Annotated in this window: 18 protein-coding genes; 4 read left to right on the top strand and 14 right to left on the bottom strand. The window is 68.4% G+C overall.

All coding sequences use genetic code 11. The features are described from left to right. Nucleotides 1-98: 98 nt before the first annotated feature. Nucleotides 99-1,082, top strand: a complete 984-nt coding sequence (locus H0E84_RS13770; protein ID WP_180678154.1) for an IS30 family transposase — start codon at nucleotides 99-101, stop codon at nucleotides 1,080-1,082. 1 nt (nucleotide 1,083) lies between these two features. On the opposite strand, the gene H0E84_RS13765 is transcribed toward H0E84_RS13770, so the two are convergent. The 6 genes from H0E84_RS13765 to rpmB form a co-directional block, all read right to left on the bottom strand. Further along, nucleotides 1,084-1,431: a DUF6896 domain-containing protein gene (locus tag H0E84_RS13765; protein ID WP_180679225.1), complete on the bottom strand. Its 348-nt coding sequence runs from the start codon at nucleotides 1,429-1,431 to the stop codon at nucleotides 1,084-1,086. A gap of 925 nt (nucleotides 1,432-2,356) precedes the next feature. Then, complete coding sequence (locus H0E84_RS13760; RefSeq protein WP_180679224.1) at nucleotides 2,357-2,785, bottom strand: hypothetical protein; 429 nt, start codon at nucleotides 2,783-2,785, stop codon at nucleotides 2,357-2,359. A 1,852-nt stretch (nucleotides 2,786-4,637) separates the two neighbouring features. Beyond that, entirely contained in the window at nucleotides 4,638-5,966 is a 1,329-nt protein-coding gene (locus tag H0E84_RS13755) for a glycosyltransferase (protein ID WP_180679223.1), read from the bottom strand. A 93-nt stretch (nucleotides 5,967-6,059) separates the two neighbouring features. Beyond that, nucleotides 6,060-7,478, bottom strand: coding sequence for a cardiolipin synthase (cls, locus tag H0E84_RS13750; RefSeq protein WP_180679222.1), 1,419 nt, complete (start codon nucleotides 7,476-7,478; stop codon nucleotides 6,060-6,062). 129 nt (nucleotides 7,479-7,607) lie between these two features. Next, entirely contained in the window at nucleotides 7,608-7,772 is a 165-nt protein-coding gene (gene rpmG / locus H0E84_RS13745) for a 50S ribosomal protein L33 (protein ID WP_036137644.1), read from the bottom strand. Nucleotides 7,773-7,785: 13 nt separating this feature from the next. Continuing rightward, on the bottom strand, nucleotides 7,786-8,022 hold the full coding sequence (gene rpmB / locus H0E84_RS13740) for a 50S ribosomal protein L28 (RefSeq protein ID WP_180679221.1): 237 nt from the start codon (nucleotides 8,020-8,022) through the stop codon (nucleotides 7,786-7,788). A gap of 408 nt (nucleotides 8,023-8,430) precedes the next feature. Between rpmB and H0E84_RS13735 the strand changes: the two genes are divergently transcribed. Then, entirely contained in the window at nucleotides 8,431-8,832 is a 402-nt protein-coding gene (locus H0E84_RS13735; RefSeq protein ID WP_180679220.1) for a GFA family protein, read from the top strand. 180 nt (nucleotides 8,833-9,012) lie between these two features. On the opposite strand, the gene H0E84_RS13730 is transcribed toward H0E84_RS13735, so the two are convergent. The 7 genes from H0E84_RS13730 to H0E84_RS13700 all read right to left on the bottom strand — a co-directional run bounded on the left by H0E84_RS13730 (nucleotide 9,013) and on the right by H0E84_RS13700 (nucleotide 16,451). Continuing rightward, entirely contained in the window at nucleotides 9,013-9,747 is a 735-nt protein-coding gene (locus H0E84_RS13730; RefSeq protein WP_180679219.1) for a DUF899 domain-containing protein, read from the bottom strand. A 362-nt stretch (nucleotides 9,748-10,109) separates the two neighbouring features. After that, complete coding sequence (locus H0E84_RS13725; RefSeq protein WP_425600492.1) at nucleotides 10,110-11,900, bottom strand: DUF885 domain-containing protein; 1,791 nt, start codon at nucleotides 11,898-11,900, stop codon at nucleotides 10,110-10,112. Between the two features lie 86 nt (nucleotides 11,901-11,986). Continuing rightward, nucleotides 11,987-12,790 (bottom strand): DUF6708 domain-containing protein, encoded by an 804-nt coding sequence (locus H0E84_RS13720; RefSeq protein ID WP_180679218.1) that lies wholly within the window; start codon nucleotides 12,788-12,790, stop codon nucleotides 11,987-11,989. A gap of 146 nt (nucleotides 12,791-12,936) precedes the next feature. Next, nucleotides 12,937-13,863, bottom strand: a complete 927-nt coding sequence (locus H0E84_RS13715; RefSeq protein ID WP_180679217.1) for a ParB/RepB/Spo0J family partition protein — start codon at nucleotides 13,861-13,863, stop codon at nucleotides 12,937-12,939. 193 nt (nucleotides 13,864-14,056) lie between these two features. After that, nucleotides 14,057-14,893: a ParA family protein gene (locus tag H0E84_RS13710; protein WP_180679216.1), complete on the bottom strand. Its 837-nt coding sequence runs from the start codon at nucleotides 14,891-14,893 to the stop codon at nucleotides 14,057-14,059. Nucleotides 14,894-15,011: 118 nt separating this feature from the next. Then, the gene (gene rsmG, locus H0E84_RS13705; protein WP_257644226.1) at nucleotides 15,012-15,653 is read right to left on the bottom strand and encodes a 16S rRNA (guanine(527)-N(7))-methyltransferase RsmG; all 642 of its coding nucleotides are present in this window, start codon (nucleotides 15,651-15,653) and stop codon (nucleotides 15,012-15,014) included. A gap of 207 nt (nucleotides 15,654-15,860) precedes the next feature. After that, nucleotides 15,861-16,451 (bottom strand): 4'-phosphopantetheinyl transferase family protein, encoded by a 591-nt coding sequence (locus H0E84_RS13700; protein ID WP_180679215.1) that lies wholly within the window; start codon nucleotides 16,449-16,451, stop codon nucleotides 15,861-15,863. Between the two features lie 128 nt (nucleotides 16,452-16,579). Here H0E84_RS13700 and H0E84_RS13695 point away from each other — a divergent pair, with 128 nt between their 5' ends. After that, nucleotides 16,580-17,974 (top strand): AMP-binding protein, encoded by a 1,395-nt coding sequence (locus H0E84_RS13695; protein ID WP_180679214.1) that lies wholly within the window; start codon nucleotides 16,580-16,582, stop codon nucleotides 17,972-17,974. A 124-nt stretch (nucleotides 17,975-18,098) separates the two neighbouring features. Then, nucleotides 18,099-18,365, top strand: coding sequence for a GlsB/YeaQ/YmgE family stress response membrane protein (locus H0E84_RS13690; protein ID WP_180679213.1), 267 nt, complete (start codon nucleotides 18,099-18,101; stop codon nucleotides 18,363-18,365). A gap of 130 nt (nucleotides 18,366-18,495) precedes the next feature. Here the strand turns inward: H0E84_RS13690 and serA are convergent, their stop codons facing one another. After that, on the bottom strand, nucleotides 18,496-19,734 hold the full coding sequence (gene serA / locus H0E84_RS13685; RefSeq protein WP_180679212.1) for a phosphoglycerate dehydrogenase: 1,239 nt from the start codon (nucleotides 19,732-19,734) through the stop codon (nucleotides 18,496-18,498). Between the last annotated feature and the right edge of the window lie 97 nt (nucleotides 19,735-19,831).

Raw genomic sequence — 19,831 nt, 5'->3', positions numbered from 1 at the left:
CGCAGGTTAACAAAGTAAGTGCAACACCCACACCGCCCGAAGATGGAGAGGTGAGCTGGCAGACTGGAGGGGATCACTCCGGCAAGAGACGATCCCTCATGTACCACCAGCTCACCGAGCAAGAACGATACACCCTGTCCGTGCTCCACCGCGACGGGCAGTCACTGCGGACCATCGCCCGGATCCTGGACCGATCGCCCAGCACGATTAGCCGCGAGATCCAGCGCAACCGCTGCCATCGTACCGACGGTGCCTACCGGCCCAGCAAGGCCCAGCAGCGCACCAACGGCCGGCGACGGCGGACCCGGCAGGTCAGGCAGCACGACGCCGACATCTATGGACGCATCGAGGCCCTACTGCGCTATGCGCAGTGGAGTCCAGAGCAGATCGCCCGATGGTTGGCGCTCCACGGCGTCGTGCGGATCAGCCATATGACGATCTACCGGCATGTTCATCGCGACCGGCTCGCGGGAGGCCAGCTGCGCTCCTGCCTGCGCCAGGGCGGCAAGCGAAGACGCAAGCGCACCTTTGGCCCGGAACGCCGGGGAAAGCTCCATGGCAAGCCAATGATCGACAGTCGCCCCGCGGAAGTCGAAGGCCGGCAAGAGGTCGGCCACTGGGAAGGCGACACCGTGGTTGGCACGGCCAGCGAGCGCGTGTGCCTGTTGACGCTGGTCGAGCGCTGCACCGGCGTGGCCCTGGTGGTCAGATTGCCCCACCGGACGGTCAAAGCGGTCAACCGTGCAGCGTTGGATGCGATCCAGCGCAGCGGCCTGCCGTTCAAGACCATCACCTGGGACAACGGTACCGAGTTCCACGGCTACCGCGCGCTCGAACAAGCAACAGGCGTTCTCTGCTACTTCGCCTATCCACACCGCCCCTGGGAGCGCGGCAGCAACGAGAACTTCAACGGCCTGCTACGCCAGTACCTGCCCAAGGGGAGGAGCCTGGCAAGAACCACACAAGCCGACTGCAACCGAATTGCGCATAAACTCAACACGAGGCCGAGGAAACGACATGGCTACAAGACCCCGATCGAACGAATGCAGGAACTCTCAGGGGTGTTGCACTTGGGGTGTTAATTCACCCGTCATTAGCAACGGCCTGTTCTAGCTCTGCAGTTGAAGAAAAACCGTAGTGTTGAAGGCGGTCGCCGCAGAAGCCAACCAAGCGAAATGCGTCTGGCGGTTTAACAACCCCAGTTGCTCCAAAATCGAAGTCGACCTCAATGCCGTCGCTAGTCACGCTGCAGCCGTAACCATGCTTGTGATAGATGGCACCGTTGAGCAAGACGCCGGTACCGGCCATTTGGCGCAAAGCCCACTCCTTGTCGCTCGCCGGAAGCGCGATGCCAGATGCCTGCAGCGCCAGCAGTGCATCGGCGACAGCGCGCTTGTAGTCTTCTTCAAGTAGCGACAATCGCTGGTCCATGACGGCTAACACCTGAGTTAAGCCGAACCGCGAAGCGGTTTCGGCTTGAACGAATAGTTAGGGCTCATGGCGCACGCGAGCCATTCGGTGCTGCACGCCGGGCGCAAAGAACAGGAGACCTATTGCAAAGGTGGATGCGACCATGTGAAGTGCCCACGCAGTGCTGTCCCAAGGAGACCCGACAGACATTCCACCTATTGCGGGCATGATGGATACAAGAGCAAACGCAACTAGGAACGCGTGCCGCGCGAAACGCACCACAAAGAACGCAAGGACGTGAGCAATCAAGTAAACGCCTAACCAGATGAAGTAGATGAGGTCTGACCACGGCCACCCTACTACCGCACCCAAGGCGTTCCCCGCCATGATTTGCCTTTGTTCTTCGGTGAGAGGCATGTCCGCGAAGGAAACAAACACCCCAATGGCTAGCGTTGCCAGTGAGATGGCCATCAACGCTCTTAGGTTCTCCACGTCTCGATTCATTTCCGTATGAGCCCTAACGCTTGAGTTAAGCCGACTTGGCCCGCGCAGCGGGACAAGTTCGGCTTGAACGAATTGTTAGGCGCGAGACTACCCCAGACAATGACGGGCCGGAAGTGGATTGACCACCGAAGCCCGGATGCCTGGGCGCGCCCCGCGTACGGCCAGTAGCACGCTGGCTGAAGAGGCCCCGCTGGGCCCGCGTGCCGGGGCAGTGGAAGCTCGGGCGCCGAAGCCTGGCAACTCGAAGCGGCGACACTTGAGCGCGCTCGATACGCCGACCGAAGCTGGCGAACAACTGCTGGCGTGTCTGGAGGACTCGCGCCGAGCCGTTGAACGAGACGGTGGCGCGGAGCCACTACTGCTCGCTCTTACGACGCCTAACGCCTGAATTAAGCCGCGCCGCGAAGCGGCGTCGGCTTGAATGAATTGTTAGGTGGCGGACTCACGTGTCGAACCCCATGCCTGTGCAACGGTAATCAATGAAATCTAGAGCCCAGAAACGATCGCTTGCGCCATACCCAAGATGACAATTGAGGTGCCGGGAACCTTTGCGCAGATAAACGTGTACTGATTCAATCGACAAGTCGGCCAACTCATCAGCGAATTGAGGATGATCGGCAGCGTACTTGTCCTTCGCGGCGTTTACGGCATCTCGAAGCCAGTCGTTGAGCAGCGCAGACTCAGTGTAATCAATGAGAGGCTGAATCGGGCGATCGGAAGAGTCATCAATCCCGATGAAGAATGAGATGCCATCAACAAGGCCTTGCCAAGACTCATCATCATCTGACCAGACAACGGATCCGAGTTTATCGAGCTCAACTCGATCGATCGGCTTTGGCTTCTTGGACTTCCAGATGTCGAAGATACTCATCCCGCCACCTAACGCCTGAATTAAGCCGTGCCGCGAAGCGGCATCGGCTTGAATGAACTGTTAGACCTGCCAGCCGTGGGGCCGGGACCCTCTGCCCGGAGCTCTACCGGAACCTGGTGGCGACATGCTTGCGGTCTAGGTGGATAGCGCCACTGAGCGACAGAAGAAAGAATTGCCTCGCCGTATCCAATTGGTTGGCCAGTGCTGCGACCGACGGGGCGCCACTCCTCAGAGACGATTGTCGGTGACTGCACGTGTCCAGAGGGGCTAATGACGAACGAAACCTCAGCCTTGCCAGAAAACTCGTTGTGCAGCTGAGGCGGAAGCTTTGGCGGAACCGTAGATGCAGGAGCAAGCCCGGAAGAGCACTGGGAAGTTGGCTCGGCCACAGCGCATGCGCTCAGCGCAAGGCCGAGAGACAGAACCACCAAGTTGCAGAATGCTCTCATGGCAGGTCTAACGCTTGAGTTAAGCCGCGCCGCGAAGCGGCGTCGGCTTGAATGAATTGTTAGGTGCCGCAGCAGCCGGAGTCACAGCACCATCTCCATCTCTGACTCAAGCACCTCAGCAACCCAGCGAACACTACTGTCCGGGTTGCGGCAGACGACAATGCCAGCGCGCTCACCTGACGGCATAGTAAAGCCTTGGTCTAGCTCAACGACGTCTCCGATCTCAGGCAGGCTTTTGCGGTCACCTAGTGTCAGATCCACGCGCTTAGCCGGAATGGTGGAAATTATGCGAGCTTTTGGTGGGCGACGAACTTCCATGCGGCACCTAACGCCTGAGTTAAGCCGCGCTGCGTAGTGGAGCAAAGCACATGGCAAGCTGTACCTGCCATGTGCTTTGTGTAACGAAGCGGCGTCGGCTTGAACGAATTGTTAGGCGACACGCTACGACGAAAATCGGGGTGCGACAAGCTCTTGGCTTGGGATGTAGCCGGAGCCGGTAGCGCCCGGGCGCGCCGGCCCGGAACCTGTCCCTGGATCTGGCCGAAGCCCGCGATGGACGGGCCGGTTGCGACGCCTGAGTCCAGCTATCCGAAGGCTGCCGCGACGAACTGTCCCGGCGCGCTTGCGAGTACTTGGCCGAAGCCAAAGATGCCTGCAGCATGCTGGCCGATCCGATTGCGACGACACTCAGTGACACGACATTGCAGCGTGCCGCCTAACACTTGAGTTAAGCCGCGCCGCGAAGCGGCGTCGGCTTGAATGAATTGTTAGGCCCCACCCGAGAGAGGGACCGTCCTACTCTCAAGCTCGCCCGCATCAGCAAGTTGCTGCAACACCGAGTCAATGACCGTTGAGCTAAGGTCACTGACCACAATCATATGTCTCTCTCCAAGGTGCAGGCGAGATGGCGTCCCCTCAACGAAGTCACCTGCCGCTGCCAGAAGCTCAGGCGTGACAAAGAACAACCAGCGCTTGCCGGTAGGGAATTCAATCGTGACCTCAACCGAGGACCTGAGGGGCATCTCAATCGGATCGTCGATGGTGTACGGAAACATTGTGTTGGCTCTTGTGGGGCCTAACTACTATTAGACCCCGCAGTGGGGCATAGCACGAACTCTGCGCCAGTTGTGTCGAGTGGTCAACGCAGCTCGTCCCTGATGGATCAAGCATTTGCGCCGCGGGGTGGCAGGCGCCCAAGGTCGGTCGACTCGCGTTATCCGGCAAGGTCGCCGACCTATCCGATAGACCGGCGGCGATGCCGGACTATCCATCGACTAGCGGCAGATCGGTTGCAGTGGCTATCGTCATAGGTTCGCGTCCAGATCAAGGGCGATCGCGGTTGATGCAGTGATGCGGTAGCCCCCGAGGCGAGTCGCGCCGGATATCCAGCTCGAGCCCAGGCGCTATCCGGCGAAGCGCTGCTTTGACGGTGGGCGTGAACCGTACGCGCCTCGACGCGAGGCCATCCAGCCCTCGATCCACGTGACGGCTTGCTCCACCCCTCGCTCGGCCCGCAGCTGTCGCCCAACCGTCGCCGCGGCTTCGACGATTCCGGTCTCGCCGGTCGCGGCCCCGATCGCCTCGGTCAGCCGCTCCGCACTCAACCGCCGCTGCGGAATCGGCGCCGGCCCGGCGCCCAGCGCGTGCACCCGCCTGCCCCAGAACGGCTGGTCGCCGAAGAACGGGCAGACCACGGTGGGGCGGCCGGCGCGCAGGCCGGCGTGGGTGCTGCCGGCGCCGCCGTGGTGCACCACCGCGGCCACCTGGGGGAACAGCCAGTCGTGGGGAACGTGGCCGATGGCCAGCACGTCTTCGGGCAACGTCTCTGCAGTCAGGCCGCCCCAGCCGCTGGCCAGCAGGCCGCGTTGACCGGCGCGCTGCAGCGCGTCCAGCACGATGGTGGCCACCCGCGCGGGGTTGCGGCCGGCCATGCTGCCGAATCCCACGTACACCGGTGGCGGGCCGGCGGCCAGGAATGCGGTCAACTCCGCGGGCGGCGCCCAGTCGGCGGCGTGCGGCAGGGTCCATGCGCCGGCCACCGTTGCATGTTCCGGCCAGTCCGGCGGCGGCGGGCTGAGCGTGGGGCTGTAGCCGTGCAGCACCGGGATCGGCCGGTCGCTTGCATCGTTGAACAATCCCAGCGCAGCGGGCCTGGGCCCCAGGCCGTTGTCGCGGCGCCAGGTGCGCAGCGGGCCGCGGCCCACGCGGTTGCCGATGGCGTGCACCAGCCGGTAGCTGGCGCGGTGGTAGCGCGCGCCCAGCGGCAGCGCAGGCAGGCCCACGGCGGGAAACTCCGCAGTCGGCACGTACTGCGGAAACAGCGGCGCCATGATCGCGGCGGCGCCCAGCGCATCGGCGATGTCCACGGCGCCGGCCATCTTGGGGTGGAACAGGATCAGCTCGGGCTGGAGGTCCTGTGCCGCCTGCCAGGCATCCTGCTGCACGCGCACCTGCAGCGGGCCCACCTTCGGCACCAGCGTGGCCATGGTCTTCAGCGCGCCGAAGAAGCTGCCCATGCCTTCGAGCGCGGCGCGTCCTTCCAGCGATGCCATCAGCTCGACGAAGCCGTTGTCCATGTGGCGGTAGTCCAGCCCGTGCTCCGCTACGAAGCCGGCGAAGTGCGCGCTGGTGCACAGGCTCACGGCGTGCCCGGCGGCCTGCAGCCCGCGGCCCAGCGCGACATAGGGCTGCACATCGCCATGCGAGCCGAGCGTCAGGATCAGGATCTGCATGCGTGTCGCTCCTTGCCGGCCGCTCGTGCGGCGTGGCGCAGTGGATGACAAGTGTCGCAGTTGCGGAATTCCATGGTGGGCGTAGGAGGCCGCCTACATGAACGAGTCCGCCAGCCGCGCCACGCCTTCCAGGCTGCGCCGCCAGGTCGGCCGCGCCCGCCAGGCGTCCAGCGAGAGTTGCTCGGCATCGCGCAGGTAGTCGGCCTCGATCTCGCGCATCCGCGCCACCACGTCGCGGTCGTAGCAGAACAGGCCGATCTCGGCGTTGAGCGCGAAGGAGCGGATGTCCAGGTTGATCGAGCCGATCAGGGCGATGTCGTCGTCCACGCTCAGGTGCTTGGCGTGCAGGAAGTGCGGGCGGTACAGGGCGATGCGCACGCCGCAGGCCAGCAGCCCGTCGTAGTAGGAGTGCTGCGCCCACTCGGTCAGGCGCTGGTTGTTGGGCGCGGACAGGATCAGCTGTACCTCCACGCCGGATAGGGCGGCGATGCGCAACGCGGCCAGCAACGCGTCGTCGGGCACGAAGTACGGGGTGGTCAGCACCAGCCGCCGCTGCGCCAGGTGGATCAGCGCGTTGACGGTGTCGCGGGCGTTGTCGAACGGGTAGGCCGGGCCGCTGGCCAGCAGCTGGGTGGCCACGTTCTCCGGCTGGGTGGGGCGGGTGGGCGAGACGTCCAGCACTTCGCCGGTCTCCAGGTACCAGTCGCTGGCGAACACCGCCTCCAGCTGCGCCACCACCGGGCCGCGCACCCGCGCCACCAGCTCGCGGTTGGGGTGGCCGCGCACGAATTCCGCGGCGGCCAGGTTCTGCGAGCCCACATGGGCGATGTCGTCGTCGATCACCGCGATCTTGCGGTGGTTGCGCAGGTCCATGCGGCCGCTGCGGCGCCAGCGCAGGCCGCCGGGCAGCATGTCGTGTACCTCGATGCCGGCGGCGCGCAGGCGCTTGGCATAACGGCGGAAGCCGCGCTTGGCGCCCACCGCGTCCAGCAGCACGCGCACCGCCACGCCGCGCGCCGCGGCGCGCTCCAGGGTCTCCACCACGGCGTCGCCCACGGCGTCGTCGAACATCAGGTAGTACAGCAGGTGCACGCGCGCGCCGGCGCGGTCGATGTCGTCGAGCAGGGTGCGCAGCGCGCCGTCGTAGTCGTCCAGCAGTTCCACTGCGTTGCCGCGCACCGGCATGAAGTCGCCCAGGCGCTCGACCAGCGGTGCCATCTCGCTCACGGCGCCACGCTCCGGCGGATCCCAGCGCAGCGCGGCCTGCGGCGCCTGGCCTTCGCGGATCGCCTGCGAGGCCTGCGCCTGGCGCAGGACGCGCTCGCGCGACAGCCATGGATGGCCGAACAGCAGATACAGCGGCAAGCCGAGCAGCGGCACGAAGAACACCAGCAGCAGCCAGCTGCGCGCGGCCGGCGGCGTGGTGCGGTTGGGGATCCACGCCAGCGCGGCCAGGCGGATCGCCCAGTCCAGGGCCAGCAGCCAGGCGCCGGGGGAGAGGTCCCAGGTCATGGGCCAGGTGGGGGCGGTATCGCTGTCATCCTGGCGGATTCTGGGGTGGAGATGCCGCGGGTGCAAAGAACGCAAAGAAAAAGCCCGCCTTGCGGCGGGCTTTTCCGGGCGTGGGCTTGCGCCGTCACGTCACTTGATCTTGCCTTCCTTGTACGGCACGTGCTTGCGCACCACCGGGTCGTATTTCTTGATTTCCATCTTGCCGGGGGTGTTCTTCTTGTTCTTGTCGGTCGTGTAGAAATGACCGGTGCCGGCCGAGGAGATCAGGCGGATCTTGTCGCGCTTGGAAGCCATGGGTCGGTACTCCTCAGATCTTTTCGCCGCGTGCGCGGAGGTCGGCGAGGACGGAGTCGATCCCGTTCTTGTCGATGGTGCGCAGGGCCTTGGTGGAAACGCGCAGCTTCACCCAGCGGTTCTCGCTGGCAACCCAGAACCTGCGCTCGTGCAGGTTCGGGAGGAAACGGCGGCGGGTCTTGTTCATGGCATGCGAGACGTTGTTGCCGGTCGTCGTTCGCTTGCCGGTCACTTGGCATACTCGGGACATACGCACCTCGAGAAATCGGTTGTGCCTCCCTTGGCCAGGGAAACGTCGGCCCCCGGGGTGTCGCCACCGCGGCGCGATACGGGCATGGAACCGCCGTGCGGGCCGGCCGGAGATCGCGCTTCCGGGCGGTTGCCGGGCCCCGCAACGGGCGGGCCGGACACAGCGAGCCGGGCATTGTGCCGGGATTTCCCTTGTGCCGCAAGCAGTTGGCCAGCAGCGGCGCGTCACGGAGCGCCAGGCCGGCTCTTCGTAGGAGCGGCCCATGGTCGCGAAGGCCGCGGGTGGCTCCGGCCGGGTTGGCGGTGATTCCGGGCATATTCAAGCACGCCGGCCTTCGCGGCCATGGGCCGCTCCTACGGAAACGGGTGCCGGCCCGGTAGGCTGGGCCTTTTCCACAGGAGAGGATCGATGGTCAGGACCGCCACCTGCCGCTGCGGCCGGCTGCAGCTTGCCTGCCACGGGGATCCGGTCCGGATCTCGGTGTGCCACTGCCTGGCCTGCCAGCGGCGCACCGGCAGCGCATTCGGGACCCAGGCGCGCTTTCCGCGGGAGCGGGTCGAGTTCGGCGGCGGCGCGCCGGTCGAGTACGTGTGCGAGGCCGACAGCGGCAATCGCATCGTGCAGCGGTTTTGCGGCGCCTGCGGCAGCACGCTCTGGTACACCCTCGCCGACGCGCCGGACGTGATCGCGGTCCCGGTCGGTGCGTTCGCCGACCCTGGATTTCCGGCGCCATGGATCTCGGTGTGGGAGCGGCGTCGGCACCCGTGGGTGGCGTTCGCCGACGAAGCGGCGCTGGAGCACGTCGATTGAGCCCGCGGTCGCCGCGTGTACCTGCTGCCGGGGTGTCGTGGTTGATGCGCGTTCGCAGCCTGCCAGCAGGAGGCGGTAGCGTGGAGGGAGGCCGGGGCTGCCTCCACGCATGGGGCACGGCCCGGCGGAGGCGCGGCGTCGCGGCTTCCGTCTTTCCGATCCGCGGCATGGCAGCTCGATTCAATCCTCGTCGCGGGCGGGATCCGTTTCCGCGTTGTCGTGCCACACCCACCATTCGTACGGCGGGGTCTGGGGATAGCCCTCGGGTGAGTCTTCCCACGACTCCTGGCGGCCCAGTGCCGTGATGTCGAGATAGTTCCAGGTATTTCCCATCTGCTCGTCGCCACGGCCGTTGATGAAGCCGGTGCGGAACACGCGGTCGCCGTCGCGGATGAACGCGTTCGTCCCGTGCCATTCGTCCACGCCGAAGTCGGCGTCGAAGTCGTCCGTCAGCGTGTACCACGGGATATGTTCCCAGCCCATCTTCGCCCTCAGGCGCCGAAGGTCGGCTTGCGATCCGCGCGAGACGAAGGCCAGGCTGGTATCGCGGGCGCCCAGATGTGCCGGGTGCGCGACCTGATCGGCGACCATGGAACAACCGATGCAGCCGCGCTCCGGCCAGCGCCCCACGCCGGGCTCCATGAAAGCGCGATAGACGATCAGCTGCCGGTGGCCAGCGAACAGGTCGAGCAGGCCCACCCTGCCAGTGGGTCCTTCAAAGGCGTAATCCTTCTCGACTGCGAGCCAGGGCATCCGCCGACGTTCGGCGGCGAGGGCGTCGCGAGCCCGCGAGAGCGCCTTTTCCTTCACGTGCAACGCTTCCCATGCGGCCTGCCACTCCTTGGCCGGCACGACCGGCGGCGTCCGCATTCCGGACAGTTCGCGGGTTCCGCCATTCTCGGATGATGTGGTCATGGTCTCGCTCCTCCAGGGTGGCTGCGTTCGGGAGATACCACGAGCGACTATGGAACCGGCGCGACATCGGGTGGGAGTGACAAGTGTGTCGGGATTTCGAATCTTGCGCGTCGCACGCGGAACAGCTTCTCCGGCCCCCCGGAATGCTCTCGCTGGTGCGCTGGGCCCCCGGTCTTGTCGACGCGGCGCTGAAGGAAGCCGACGGACCCTGTCACCAGCACGCTCTGCCGCCGAGGCAGTGGAAGAGCACGGCGACAAACCAGGGCGCGGGAGGCAGGTCCCGCCCAAAGGGCGGGGTCGTCGCAGTTGGAGATGTTGCGGAAGGCGGGCGAGGCGCCCGCCTCCGGGGCGGCGCCAGCGCGTCAGGGTGCCTGCTTGGGCTCGCTGGCCGCTCCGGCTTCCGCGTCGGCGTCGCTCGCGGCCGCCTTGCTCTCGGCGATGAAGGCGCGGATCTGCGATTCGAGCACCGGGATCGGCACCGCCCCCTGCGCCAGCACCGCGTCGTGGAAGGCCTTGATGTCGAACTTCGGGCCCAGTTCGCGTTCCGCTTCCTCGCGCAGGCGCACGATGGCGATCTCGCCGAGCTTGTAGCTCAGCGCCTGCGCCGGCCAGGAGATGTAGCGGTCGACCTCGGTGGTGACCTCGTGCTCGGACAGCGCGGTGTTGTCGCGCAGGAACGCCAGCGCCTGGTCGCGGCTCCAGCCCTTGTGGTGCACGCCGGTGTCGATCACCAGGCGCGCGGCGCGCCACATCTCGTAGGTCAGGCGGCCGAACTCCTCGTAGGGGGTCTCGTAGATGCCCATCTCCTGGCCGAGCTTCTCGGTGTACAGCGCCCAGCCTTCGCCGTAGGCGGAGATGTACTCGCGGCGGAAGCCGGGCCATTCGTCCTCGCGTTCGGCCACCAGCGCGCCCTGCAGCGCATGTCCGGGTTCGGCTTCGTGCAGGGTCAGCGCCGGCAGGTTGTACAGCGGCCGCGAGGGCAGGTCGTAGGTGTTCAGCCAGTAGGTGCCGCGGCCGCCGCGGCCGGCGGTCCAGTACGGGGCGATGTCGTCCGGCACCGGAATGATGGTGAAGCGCCCGCGCGGCAGGGTGCCGATGAACTTGCCGATCTCGCCGTCGACGCGCTTGGCGATCCAGGCGGCGCGGCGCAGCAGCTCCTCCGGGGTCTCGGCGTAGAACTGCGGATCGGTGCGGAGGAACCGCAGGAAGGCCTCGAAGTCGCCTTCGAAACCGCTCCGCTCGATCACCTCGTCCATCTCCGTGCGGATGCGCGCCACTTCCTCCAGGCCGATCGCGTGGATCTCTTCAGGCGACAGGTCCAGCGTCGTGTACTCGCGGATCTGCTGGCGGTAGAACGCCTCGCCGCCGGGCATCGCCTCGGCGGCCAGCGTGGTGCGCGCCTGCGGCACGTACTCGTCGCGGAAGAAGGTCAGCAGGCCGGCGAAAGCGGGAACCACCGCCTCGCCGATCGCGGCGCGCCCTTCGGCGCGCAGCGCCTCCTGTTCGGCGGCGGGGATCGAAGCCGGCATGCGCGCGTACGGGGTCCAGAAGTTCGACTGCTCGGGATCTTCCAGCTCCGCCACCGCGGCGATCGACACGTCGCGGCCGTCCAGCACCGCGCGCGGCACGCTGAAGCCGCGCGCCAGCCCGGCGCGCATGTTGGCGATGTGCTGGTCGAAATAGCGCGGCACATCGCGCAGGCGCGCCGCGTAGGCGCGGTAGTCGTCGGCGTTGCGGAACGGCCGGCGGGTCATGAAGCCGAGGTTGGCCCAGAACGAGCTGTCCGAGTTGAACGGCATCTCGTAGGCGCGCACCCGGATGCTGGCGGCCAGGTGTTCGATCTGCGGGCGGTAGACGGCCAGGTTGACCTGGTTCTCCGGCGACAGCTGCGCCGGGTCGATGGCGTCCAGTTCCCGCAGCACGTCTTCCCACACCTGCAGCCGCCGCGCCTGCGCCTCGGCGCCGACGTCGGTCAGGCGGCGGTCGCCGGCGGCCACGGTGTCCTCGTCGTCGTGGCTGAACTCGGCCTCGCGCCAGGCCCACTCCTTCTCGTGGATCGCGTGGAAGGCGGCGTCGGCGTCGCCGGGCTGCGCCCAGGCGGCCGGGGCGAGCAGGAACAGCAGGGTCAGCAGGGCGGGCAGTAGTCGCTTCACGTCTCGGGTCCTCGGCCGGGGCAGGCCGCCATCATCGCATCCCGGCCGCGTACCGCCTTCGGCCGCAGGTCATGGCCGTGCAATGCCTACCCGGCGGTGGCGACCGGCCTTGCGTTCTCGATCGGGCGGCCATGCGCTCCGCTGTCTTCCATGAAGCGGCGGATGTGCTCCCAGCCAGCGAGGGCCAGGTGCTGGTTCCCGTCGCCCAATCGGAACAGAAGGATTTCCCGCACCAGGGTTGGCTCCTGCTCGTCCCCCCAAAGCAGGTAGAACTCGTAGGACTCGTAGTCCACCGAGCCGAACTCCGAGTGGGCTGAGCTTTGCACGTAGTACAGGCGGGCCTCCGTGCTCTCCCAGCGGTATGTCCTGCGATCTGGCTGCCTGTGAAGCTCCCATGGCCTCGAAAACCGCGGCCAGCGGGGCCTGGCGAAAACGACCTGTCGGGTCTTTCTATCGAAGAGCACGGGAAACTGGAGCTTCGCGAAGCAGGCTACGCGAATGCACCACCACCCCAACAGGCTCAGCAGAATGAAGCAAAGAGATTCGAATACGCGCGGCGGTCCCGCTGGCGGCGAAAGCGCCGCTGGCAGCACTCCAACGAGCGCCAAGGCCAGGGCCGACAGGCCCCCGCCGGCAAGCAGCCATTTGAAGGTCGGCGGGAGGGAGTTGTCGTATTCGAGCGCTTCGGCATCGGCCCGCCGCAGCCTCTTGCCGGCTTGCGGAGCGGCATGTACCGGCTGGGTCTTGTCCGCCGGAACCACCAGGTAAGGGGCTTTCGTCTCGGGGACCAGGCGTACGGCTTTCCATTTCGAGGAGAAGACCAGGCGCGGCTCTGGTTTTCGCCAGATGTCGATCAGTATCCCGTCGATCAGTATCCCGTCTCGTCCCATCGTCCATGATCCCTATGGTCATCTGGATTGCGCTGTCGCAGCCAGTTGTCTGGATCGACCAGCCACGTGCCGATCATCCCGGTCGATCCATTCCCGGCATCTCTCCCACCTGCGCCCACGCCCGCATTCGCGGCCGCAGGGTCGTCCTATGACCGGCTGCCGCGCAGCCGTTCCAGCACGCCGTCGAGGGTGTCCAGGTCGCTGTAGTGGATCACCAGCCGCCCCTTGTTGCCGCGGCCGTGGGCGATGCTGACGCGGGCGCCCAGGGTCTCGGCCAGCTCGTTCTCGAGCGTGGCGATGTCCGCCTGCTGCGGCCTGGGCTTGCCGTTGCCGGGCTTGCCCTTGCGGGCCGGGATGCGCCCCTCGGCGAACTGCTGCGCGCGGTGCTCCACCTCGCGCACCGACCAGCCCTGCTCGGCGGCCTCGGCGGCCAGCTTGCCGGCGAGCTCGGGCGACAGCGTCAGCAGCGCGCGGGCGTGGCCCATCTCCAGCCGCCGCGCCTCGACCAGCGCGCGCACCGCCGCCGGCAGCTCCAGCAGCCGCAGCAGGTTCGACACCGCGGCGCGCGATCGGCCCACCGCGGCCGCGGCCTGGGCGTGGGTGAGGGTGAACTCTTCGATCAGCCGCTGCAGCGCCTGCGCCTCTTCCAGCGGGTTGAGATCCTCGCGCTGGATGTTCTCGATCAGCGCCATGGCGATCACGGTGCGATCGTCGACCTCGCGCACCACCACCGGCACTTCGGCCAGGCCGGCACGCTGCGAGGCGCGCCAGCGGCGCTCGCCGGCGATGATCTCGTAGCGGCGACCGCCGAGGTCGCGCACCACGATCGGCTGGATCACGCCCTGGGCGCGGATCGATTCGGCCAGCTCGTCGAGCTTGCCCTCGTCCATCGCCCGGCGCGGTTGGTACTTGCCCGGGGTGAGCGCGTCGACCGGCAACGTGTGCAGCGCGTCGCCGGGGGCGGCCTCGAGCACCGGTGCGGCTTCCGACGCCTTGGGCCCGAGCAGGGCCTCGAGGCCGCGGCCCAGGCCGCGCTTCTTGGCCGGGGCGTTCTTCTGTTTCGCAGCGGTCATGCCGCCTTCTCCTCAAGGGCATATGGGCGTGGACCGGGGCGGCCGCGGCGTTCCCCCGCCGCCGCAGTGAGGCCGGCGACGCGGGCACCCGGCGGCATCCCGGGACCAACGCGGAGCGGAGCATGGACCGGACGCGTCCGCGTGGCATGCGCGCATCGGCCCCGCAACGGCGCGATCGTCGGCATCGATCCGCTCACTCCCCGCTCTGCGCGGCGGCGGCCGCGAGGGCGGGGGCATCGCCGCCGCCGGCCTGCGTGGCCGCCTGGCGTTCGCGCTGGCGCCGCACCACCTCGCCGGCCAGGCCCAGGTAGGCGATCGCGCCGCGCGAGCCGCGGTCGTAGCCGACGATGCTCTGGCCGTGGCTGGGCGCCTCGGCCAGGCGCACGTTGCGCGGCACGATGGTGCGGAACACCTTGTCGCCGAAGTGCCCGACCAGCTCGTTGGACACGGCGTTGGTGAGGTTGTTGCGCACGTCGTACATGGTGCGCAGCACGCCCTCGATCTCCAGGTCCGGGTTGAGCCGCCCCTTGAGCGCCTCGATGGTCTGCAGCAGCGCGGTGATGCCCTCCAGGGCGTAGTACTCGCACTGCATCGGCACCAGCACCGAGTCGGCCGCGGTGAGCGCATTGAGGGTGAGCAGCGACAGCGCCGGCGGGCAGTCGACGATGATGAAGTCGTAGTTCGCGCGCAGCGGGTCAAGCGCGCGCTTGAGCCGCTGTTCGCGGCCCTCCTCGTCCATCAGCTCGATCTCGGCGGCGGTGAGGTCGGAGTTGGCCGGCAGCAGGTCGAAGCCTTCCCCGGTGCGCACGATCGCGGCATCGGCGTGCTGCTCCTCGAGCAGCACGTCGCAGGTCGAGGCGGACAGCTCGCGCTTGTCCACGCCGCTGCCCATGGTGGCGTTGCCCTGGGCGTCGAGATCGACCAGCAGCACGCGCCGCGGCGTGGCCGCCAGCGCGGCGGCCAGGTTGACGGCGGTGGTGGTCTTGCCGACGCCGCCTTTCTGGTTGGCGATGGCGATGATGCGGGCCATGGGCTCCGGGATCTCGAAGGGAGGAAGGCCGGCAGCGAACGCGGGCCGGACCGGGGATTATGCCGGAGTGCCGCCGCCGCGGCAGTCGGACCTTGGTCGGGCGCCGGGGCGGGGCCGTTCAGGCGGCCCGCCGCACCACCGCCAGGTGGCGCTCGGCGTCCAGGCCGGGCACCGCCAGCGGGTGCAGGGCCTCGAGCTCCCAGCCCTGGGGCAGCGCGGCGATCTCGGCGTCCGGGCGCACCCCCTTGAGCGCCAGCAGGCGGCCGCCGGGGGCCAGGAGATGGCCGCCCACGGCCAGGATGTCGGCCAGGCTGGCCAGCGCGCGGGCGGTGACGAGGTCGTGGGCCCCGGGCTCGTCGACGGCCTCGGCGCGCGATTCCAGCACCCGCGCGTTGTCCAGACCCAGGCTGCGCACCGCCTCGCGCAGGAACCGCGCCTTCTTGCCGTTCGACTCCACCAGCGCCACCTGCAGCGCCGGCCGCGCGATCGCCAGCGGGATGCCGGGAAGGCCGGGGCCGGTGCCCAGGTCGGCCAGGCGGCCCTGCGCCGGCAGGTGCGGCAGCATCGCCAGGGAATCGAGCAGGTGCCGGGTCACCATCGCCTGCGGCTCGCGCACCGCTGTGAGGTTGTAGGCGCGGTTCCAGCGCTGCAGCAGTGCCAGGTAATCCAGCAGCGGTGCGGCGAGTGCGGTATCCAGGTGGAGCGCCGACAGGCCTGCCTCGAGGGTCTCGCGCGTCTGCGGGTCGATGGTTGCGGCCATGTCCGCCATTGTAGGAGCCGCCGTGGCTGCAGCGGCCGTTGCCGCAGCAGCCACGGCGTTCTCCCGTAGGAGCGGCCCATGGCCGCAAAGGCCGCGGGCGGCTCCGGTCGGGTGGGCGGTGATTCCGGGCATGGCACACCGCGCCGGCTTTCGCGTGCATGGCCCGCTCCTACACGTGCATGGGCCGCTCCTAGGGGGGCGGGGCCGCTATGCCATCCGCCAGGCGAGGGTGGCCAGATAGCCGGGCGCGGGATCGAACGCGCGCAGGGTCCATTCGTCCGGCCGGCCCAGCGCCGGGTCGCAGGCGCGCAGCACCAGCGCACCGGCGCGCTCGGCGAACTCCAGCCGGTGCAGGCCGAAGGCGATGCCGCGGCCGTAGGCCTTCAGCACCGCCTCCTTGGCGCACCACATCCGCACGAAGCCGGGCTCGCGCACCGCGGGGGCCAGTCCGGCCAGCCAATCCGCCTCGGCGACGGTGAAATAACGCCGCGCCAGTTCCAGCGCGCGCGGCCGCGGCCGCAGCCATTCCAGGTCGCAGCCCAGCTGCACCCCCTCGCCGAGCGCCATCAGCAGGCCGTCGCCGCTGTGGCTCCAGCTCACGTCGTGGCGCCGGGGGTCGGCGGCGAACCTTGGGCGTCCGTGGGCGCTGCGTTCCAGTGCCAGCGCGCCGGGGGCGATGTCGAGCTGCCCGCCCAGCCAGTCGCGTACCAGCGGCTCGGCGGGCTGCCCGCGGCGGTGCGGTCGCCAGGCGCAGCGGACCGATTCGAGTTCGAGCTGGCCGGCAGGCAGGGACGGCATCGGAAGGCAATATGAACCGCCCCTTGGCCCGGGCGCGGGCCCGCAGCGTAAGCTATCGGCCAGGGGCGCGGCGACCGCCGCGGCAGGAATCCAGCCAAGGCGGCCAGCGCGTCGCCCGGATCGAACAGATGTCCGCAGTGATCGACAGCCATCCGCCGCGACCGGCACCCGCCAGCCGCAGGCATCCGCTCGCCACCGGCGATCCGGCCCGGACCGTGGCGGTCGTCGACGGACGCCCGGTCGCCCTCGGCACCTTCCTGGCCCAGGTCCGCGGCCTGGCGGCGCGCCTGCCCGCGGTTCCCTGCGCGGTGAACCTGTGCGAGGACCGTTACCGTTTCCTGGTGGCGTTCTGCGCGGTGGCGCTGCGCGGGCAGACCACGCTGCTGCCGCCCGCGCGCACGCGCGTGGCGATCGACGAGGTGCGCGCGCAGCATCCCGACAGCTACTGCATCGGCGACCTCGATCCCTGCGGTTGCCAGGCAGAGTCGCTCTCGCCGCTGCCGCATTTCGTGCGCATGCTCGACCCGCTGCCGGAGCTGGACGGGCCGGTGCCGGAGATCGACGATGCCCAGCTGGTGGCGATCGGCTTCACCTCGGGAAGCACCGGGGCGCCGAAGCCGAACCGCAAGCATTGGGCCGCATTCCGCGTCGGTACCGCGCGCAACCTCGAGGCGCTGGCCGATCTCTGGCCGCCGGACGCCACGCCAGGGCTGGTCGCCACCGTGCCGGCGCAGCACATGTACGGCATCGAGATGTCGGTGCTGTTCCCGCTGCTGGCCGGTGCCGCGGTGCATGCCGCGCGGCCGTTCTTTCCCGGCGACGTCGCCGCGGCGTTGCGCGCGATCGACGCCCCGCGACTGCTGGTGACCACGCCCGTGCACCTGCGCGCGCTGCTGGAATCGGAAGTCGCGGTGCCGCCGCTGGCGGGCATCGTCAGCGCCACCGCGCCGCTGTCGCAGGCGCTGGCCGCGGCGGCCGAGACACGCTTCGGCTGCGAGGTGCGGGAGACCTTCGGCTCCACCGAGACCTGCATCATCGCCCGGCGCCGCACCGCGCTCGAAACCGTGTGGACGCCGCTGGCGGGCGTGCGCCTGCATCCGCAGCCCGACGGCACCCTGGTCGAACGCGATTGCATGCCTGCGGCGGTGACGCTGGCCGACCTGGTGGAACTGCAGCCCGGCGGCGGCTTCCTGCTGTGCGGGCGCCAGGCCGATCTGCTGGAGATCGCCGGCAAGCGCGCCTCCCTGGCCGACCTCACCCGGCGCCTGCTGGCGATCCCGGGCGTCGAGGACGGCGCGATGCTGCAGCTCGACCAGGCCGATGCCGGCGGCGTGCGCCGCATCGCAGCGCTGGCGGTGGCTCCGGGCCTGGACGAGGCCGCGATCCACGCCGCGCTGCGCCGCAGCCTGGACCCGGTGTTCCTGCCGCGCCGGCTGCGGCTGGTGCCGGCGCTGCCGCGCAACGAGACCGGCAAGCTGCCGCGCGCGGCGCTGCTTGCGCTGCTTCGCGGCGATTCGTCCTGATCGGACCACGCTGCCGACATTTCGTACACCGCTGACGCAGCCGTCACGTATCGCCGTGGACACTGGCTCCGCCCCGACCCGGGGAGCGTTTCATATCCCTTCAGCGAAGCAAGGAGTCCGGAGCATGGGCATCATCATCTGGTTGATCGTGGGCGGCATCGTCGGCTGGCTCGCCAGCCTGGTCATGAAGACCGACGCGCAACAGGGCATCATCCTCAACATCGTGGTCGGCATCGTCGGCGCCTTCATCGGCGGCTGGCTGATCGGTCCGCTGCTGGGGGCGGGCTCGATCAACGACGGCATCTCGATCATGAGCGTCGTGGTCTCGCTGATCGGCGCCGTCATTCTGCTGGCGATCGTCAACCTGTTCCGCCGCGGCCGCGTGCGCTGAAAGTCGCACCCAAGGTAGCGCGGCACGAAGGCCCGGCACCGCCGGGCCTTCTTTATGTGGAGCGGTGATTCGTGATTCGTGATTGGCAAGGGCGGGGCGCGGTGCTTCTACGAATCACCAATCACGGCTCCTAGTACAGCACCCGCGTGCGCAGCGTGCCGGGGATGCCGGCCAGGGCGCTGCGCAGGTCGTGGGCCTGCTCGACGGTTGCGGAGATGTCGATGACCACGTAGCCGACGTGGCTGTCGGTGCGCAGGAACTGGCCGTCGATATTGATGCCGTGTTCGCGGAACAGGTCGTTGGCGCGCGACAGCACGCCCGGCACGTTGCGATGGATGTGGAGGATGCGCAGGCTGCCCTCATGGCCGGGCAGCGCGACCTCGGGGAAGTTCACCGCCGAGAGGGTGGAGCCGTTGTCGCTGTAGCGGACCAGCTTGGCCGCCACCTCGACGCCGATGTTGTCCTGCGCCTCCAGGGTGCTGCCGCCGACGTGCGGCGTGAGGATCACGTTGTCGAGGCCGCGCAGCGGCGACTCGAAGGTCTCGTCCCTGCCCTTGGGCTCCACCGGGAACACGTCCACCGCTGCGCCCCCCACCCGGCCGTCCCGCAGCGCCGCGGCGAGCGCGTCGATGTCGACCACGGTGCCGCGCGAGGCGTTGATCAGGTGCGCGCCGGGCTTCATCGCCGCGATCTCGGCGGCGCCGAACATCCCCTGCGTCGCGGGCGTTTCCGGCACGTGCAGCGAGACGATATCGCTGTGCGCGAGCAGGTCCTGCAGGCTTGCGGCGGCGCGGGCGTTGCCCAGCGACAGCTTGGCCTCGACGTCGTGGAACAGCACCTGCATGCCCAGCGCCTCGGCCAGCACCCCGACCTGGGTGCCGATATGGCCGTAGCCGACGATGCCGATGGTCTTGCCGCGCACCTCGTGGCTGCCGGCGGCGGACTTGGACCAGCCGCCGCGGTGGCATTCGGCGTTGCGGCGCGGGACCCCGCGCATCAGCAGGATCGCCTCGGCGATCACCAGCTCGGCGACGCTGCGGGTATTGGAATAGGGCGCGTTGAACACCGGAATGCCGGCCAGCTCCGCGGCCTGCAGGTCCACCTGGTTGGTGCCGATGCAGAAGCAGCCCACCGCGATCAGCCGCCGCGCCTGCGCCAGCACCTCGGCATCGAGCTGGGTGCGCGAGCGGATGCCGATCAGATGGGCGTCGGCGATCGCGCGCGCCAGCTCCGCCTCGGGCAGCGACTTGTCGTGCACTTCGATGCTGGAGTAGCCGGCGGCGCGGAACGCATCGACGGCGGTCTGGCTGATTCCTTCCAGCAGCAGCACGCGGATGTCCCGCTTGGGAAACGAGGTCGTGAGGGTCATTGCGTCGGTCGGGGCGGCGGGTAGGGGAATGGTCCACTATGCTCGGCGTGTCGTTGCACCGCAACATCAGCTCCGGTCCCCGCGCAGGCGGGCATCC

The sequence above is a fragment of the Luteimonas salinisoli genome, from assembly GCF_013425525.1.
Classification (GTDB): Bacteria; Pseudomonadota; Gammaproteobacteria; order Xanthomonadales; family Xanthomonadaceae; genus Luteimonas; species Luteimonas salinisoli.
Note: the sequence above shows the minus strand (reverse complement) of the source record. Positions and strands in the feature narration are given on the sequence as shown.

Bases quoted from the DNA above. Each gene is read 5' to 3' on its own strand.
- H0E84_RS13770 (WP_180678154.1), top strand. From the start codon at position 99: ATGTACCACCAGCTCACCGAGCAAGAACGATACACCCTGTCCGTGCTC.
- H0E84_RS13765 (WP_180679225.1), bottom strand. From the start codon at position 1,431: ATGGACCAGCGATTGTCGCTACTTGAAGAAGACTACAAGCGCGCTGTC.
- H0E84_RS13760 (WP_180679224.1), bottom strand. From the start codon at position 2,785: ATGAGTATCTTCGACATCTGGAAGTCCAAGAAGCCAAAGCCGATCGAT.
- H0E84_RS13755 (WP_180679223.1), bottom strand. From the start codon at position 5,966: ATGCAGATCCTGATCCTGACGCTCGGCTCGCATGGCGATGTGCAGCCC.
- cls (WP_180679222.1), bottom strand. From the start codon at position 7,478: ATGACCTGGGACCTCTCCCCCGGCGCCTGGCTGCTGGCCCTGGACTGG.
- rpmG (WP_036137644.1), bottom strand. From the start codon at position 7,772: ATGGCTTCCAAGCGCGACAAGATCCGCCTGATCTCCTCGGCCGGCACC.
- rpmB (WP_180679221.1), bottom strand. From the start codon at position 8,022: ATGTCCCGAGTATGCCAAGTGACCGGCAAGCGAACGACGACCGGCAAC.
- H0E84_RS13735 (WP_180679220.1), top strand. From the start codon at position 8,431: ATGGTCAGGACCGCCACCTGCCGCTGCGGCCGGCTGCAGCTTGCCTGC.
- H0E84_RS13730 (WP_180679219.1), bottom strand. From the start codon at position 9,747: ATGACCACATCATCCGAGAATGGCGGAACCCGCGAACTGTCCGGAATG.
- H0E84_RS13720 (WP_180679218.1), bottom strand. From the start codon at position 12,790: ATGGGACGAGACGGGATACTGATCGACGGGATACTGATCGACATCTGG.
- H0E84_RS13715 (WP_180679217.1), bottom strand. From the start codon at position 13,863: ATGACCGCTGCGAAACAGAAGAACGCCCCGGCCAAGAAGCGCGGCCTG.
- H0E84_RS13710 (WP_180679216.1), bottom strand. From the start codon at position 14,893: ATGGCCCGCATCATCGCCATCGCCAACCAGAAAGGCGGCGTCGGCAAG.
- rsmG (WP_257644226.1), bottom strand. From the start codon at position 15,653: ATGGCCGCAACCATCGACCCGCAGACGCGCGAGACCCTCGAGGCAGGC.
- H0E84_RS13700 (WP_180679215.1), bottom strand. From the start codon at position 16,451: ATGCCGTCCCTGCCTGCCGGCCAGCTCGAACTCGAATCGGTCCGCTGC.
- H0E84_RS13695 (WP_180679214.1), top strand. From the start codon at position 16,580: ATGTCCGCAGTGATCGACAGCCATCCGCCGCGACCGGCACCCGCCAGC.
- H0E84_RS13690 (WP_180679213.1), top strand. From the start codon at position 18,099: ATGGGCATCATCATCTGGTTGATCGTGGGCGGCATCGTCGGCTGGCTC.
- serA (WP_180679212.1), bottom strand. From the start codon at position 19,734: ATGACCCTCACGACCTCGTTTCCCAAGCGGGACATCCGCGTGCTGCTG.